1 protein-coding gene and 1 pseudogene are annotated in these 1,577 nt (G+C 57.9%); one reads left to right on the forward strand and one right to left on the reverse strand.

All coding sequences use genetic code 11. The annotated features are described in order from the left end of the window. Nucleotides 1-54 precede the first annotated feature (54 nt). Nucleotides 55-507 (reverse strand): GNAT family N-acetyltransferase, encoded by a 453-nt coding sequence (locus tag QMX98_RS34535; protein ID WP_010466969.1) that lies wholly within the window; start codon nucleotides 505-507, stop codon nucleotides 55-57. 257 nt (nucleotides 508-764) lie between these two features. Between QMX98_RS34535 and QMX98_RS34540 the strand changes: the two are divergent. Next, nucleotides 765-1,500, forward strand: a pseudogene (locus QMX98_RS34540) (transporter substrate-binding domain-containing protein). Nucleotides 1,501-1,577 lie beyond the last annotated feature (77 nt).

Here is a 1,577-nt window from a genome sequence, read left to right on the forward strand (position 1 = left end):
CCTGCAGGTGCGGTGACATCCCTGCAGGAGCGAGGCTTGCCCGCGAAGAGCCCCTCAGGGGCGACGCATCCCGATATGCGGAATGTCATCCTCCAGAAACTCCTCACCCGACACCACAAACCCGTACCGCCCGTAATACCCCTGCAAATGCGCTTGGGCCGAAAGATAGATCGGCACCTCGGGCCAGCGTTTCGCGGCCTGCTTCAACGCCTGGGCCATCAACTCGTGCCCCAGCCCGGTGCCACGGGCGCCAGGCGCAATAATCACCCGCCCGATCACTACGTCGCCGCCCTGCGTTTCCGGGTCGAGCAAGCGCAGATAGGCCACCAGCCGATCCCCGTCCCACGCCATCAAATGGCAGGTGTCCCCTTCCAGATCCTGGCCATCGACATCCTGATAAGCGCATTTCTGTTCGACGACGAACACTTCTGCGCGCAACTGGAGAATGGCGTACAGCTGCTCTTTCCCCAGATCGCTGTGGTGTTTGCAGACCCAATCGATTGTCATCTTCACTTTCCTTGAGCAACGTCCTTCGGATACTAAGCGTCCCGGCGATATATGTCTTTATGACGGAGCAATCTGTGACGAAGGCCAAAATGCCATCATTCATTTCTCGCGGCACTGTCTTCTTTGTGTAATCTGCGATTGAGCGCAGTGCAGTGGCTTCAATGAGCTAATGTTGAGTACTTGGGTGCTGATACATGTGTCTTGGAGTTTTGGCAGAAAAATGCGTCGGGCAGCCCGCCCGCTAAGGATTTTCTAGCATGCCGCGATTGCATCGAGCGTTTGCTTTGATCGTGCTGCTGTTGCTGACACAGAGCGCGGCAGCGGAGAAGCTGCGTCTGGTCGCCGACGCCTGGCCACCGTTTACCGACGCCACGCTGGTCAACGGTGGCTTGGCCACTGACATTGTCAGCACTGCGCTGGCACGGGCCGGTTACGCCAGTGATTTCGAGCAGGTGCCCTGGGCGCGAGCGTTGCTCGGCGTCGGTGAAGGCCGTTACGACGTGCTGGTCAACGCCTGGTACACCGACGAGCGCACCAAGCTGGGCCAGTTTTCCGGCGAATACCTGCTCAACCGCGTGCGTTTTCTCAAGCGTAAAGACGCGCCCATCGAATACAACAACTTGCAGCAATTGCACACTTACCCGATTGCAGTGGTGCGCGGTTATGCCTATTCACCGGAATTCGATGAGGACGTGTCGTTGCAGAAAGTCCCCGTGCATAACTTCGCCATGGCCGTGCGTGGTCGCGGCAGACCGGGTCAAGTTGACGCTGGAAGACGAATACGTCGCCCGTTATTACCTGGCTCGGGAATCATCCAAGGTGCGTAATGCCGTGGAGTTCCTGCCCAAGGCATTGAGCGAGAACAGCTTGCACATATTGGTCAGCCTGAAAAATCCGCAGCATGAACAGATCGTCGCCGGTTTCGATCGCGAGATTGCGGAGATGAAGGCTGATGGCAGTTATGAGCGGTTGATGAAGCAGCATGGGATGTAAGCTTCGGTGTGGCTGATGGCCCTATCGCGAGCAGGCTCGCTCCCACAGGATTTGCACCGAATCTGTGGGAGCGAGCC

Origin of the sequence: Pseudomonas sp. PS02303, from assembly GCF_029959925.1 — a bacterium.
Taxonomy (GTDB): Bacteria; Pseudomonadota; Gammaproteobacteria; order Pseudomonadales; family Pseudomonadaceae; genus Aquipseudomonas; species Aquipseudomonas mandelii.

Excerpts from the sequence above, each read along its gene's own strand:
- QMX98_RS34535 (WP_010466969.1), bottom strand. The coding sequence starts at position 507 with ATGACAATCGATTGGGTCTGCAAACACCACAGCGATCTGGGGAAAGAG.